This is a genomic window from Aliirhizobium wenxiniae, from assembly GCF_019511445.1.
Lineage (GTDB): Bacteria > Pseudomonadota > Alphaproteobacteria > Rhizobiales > Rhizobiaceae > Neorhizobium > Neorhizobium wenxiniae_A.
Window position 1 is genome coordinate 1 of the sequence record NZ_JAEUAN010000061.1, and the last position, 1,260, is coordinate 1,260.

General features: G+C 57.2%; 1 protein-coding gene and 2 pseudogenes. 2 read left to right on the forward strand and 1 reads right to left on the reverse strand.

Annotated features, from left to right (window positions below):
* Positions 1-2: 2 nt before the first annotated feature.
* Positions 3-242, forward strand: a pseudogene (locus tag JNB91_RS30250) (nucleotidyl transferase AbiEii/AbiGii toxin family protein); the annotation flags it as partial.
* Here the strand turns inward: JNB91_RS30250 and JNB91_RS31080 are convergent.
* Positions 222-669 (reverse strand): annotated as a pseudogene (locus JNB91_RS31080) (transposase); the annotation flags it as partial. The pseudogenes JNB91_RS30250 and JNB91_RS31080 sit on opposite strands and share 21 nt — an antisense overlap.
* 105 nt (positions 670-774) lie before the next feature.
* Here JNB91_RS31080 and JNB91_RS30255 point away from each other — a divergent pair.
* Positions 775-1,260: IS110 family transposase (locus tag JNB91_RS30255; RefSeq protein ID WP_220329116.1), on the forward strand; the 486-nt coding region annotated here is incomplete at its 3' end.

A 1,260-nucleotide genomic window follows, 5' to 3' on the forward strand; every position in this document is an offset into this window, starting at 1 on the left:
CTGTGTCGATTATCAATCAGGCAAACTCTTCTTTTAAACTTCTCGATAGCTGGACTTTCGGCGGCGGTACCGCCCTTATGCTCCAGATAAGCCATCGCGAAAGCTTTGATATCGACATCTTCATCGAGGGTCCACAGGTCCTCCCATATCTCAACCCGACGACACAGGGCTATACCCTGGAGGTGAACCCAGATGAATATGTTTCGGACGGAACGCATGCGGTGGAAGACACGTTCCGCAATCAGAGTTTTTCCGCTCCCGTCCAATCCGTCGATTGTCGTCTTCCTCGGGTGAGAGAAGTTTGACCATTGAGCACGCGCGAGGCTCGCCACGTTTCCATGCCATCAATGCGCGGATCAGTGTTTCGCCGTCGATGCGGTCGGTCTTCGCCCGGCGGTGCCGGCGCGGCATGGCAATTGATGTGGCCTCTACAATGTGGCTCTCGATCCAAGCTTCCTTGCTGAGCACTCGTCCCAGCCAAAAGCCGTCCAGTCCGGCCTCCTGGATCACTACCAGTGGGCAAAGTATGTTCTTTCGCCGAACGGCTTTCTGACGAAGCGCTGCAAAGCATTCGAACAAGCCGGCAATATCCCCTCCAATAACGGAGTGGCGGGACATCTTCTCGCTGCTTGGCGACAGAGCTGTCACCAGCCACGTCGATTCACTCAGACCGTATGTTCTCGGGGTGAAGGTGGCTCACCCCCGCGATAAGCTGAGATCGGGGGTTGCTTCGGATTGGCCGAAGCCGAGCCCCAAGCTTAGCGAGGGTGAACCATGGATCAGCATAACAGGCTTTTTGTCGGTTTGGACGTCTCGAAACTGAAGATTTCTGTAGCCGTCGCGGATGGCGAGCGGGGTGGTGAAGTAAGGTTTTATGGGGACATAGCCTCGGATCCTAACGCGGTGACGAGCATCGTGGAAAAATTGGCGAAGCGAGGAGCTGCCCTCCACTTCTGCTATGAGGCCGGACCGACAGGTTACGAGCTTTACCGTCAGCTTACCGGGATGGGTCACGACTGCGTGGTGGTCGCACCGTCCCTGATACCAAAGCGTCCTGGTGATCGGGTGAAGACGAACCGGCGCGACGCAGTCAGCCTGGCAAGGCTACATCGTGCAGGTGAGCTGACGGCAGTTTGGGTTCCAGATCGCGGACACGAAGCCATGCGCGATCTCGTGCGGGCCCGAGAAGCAGCCCAGGGGGCTCAAAAGCGGGCGCGTCAGCAGCTTCAGTCGTTCCTACTTCGACATGGCCGCATCTAT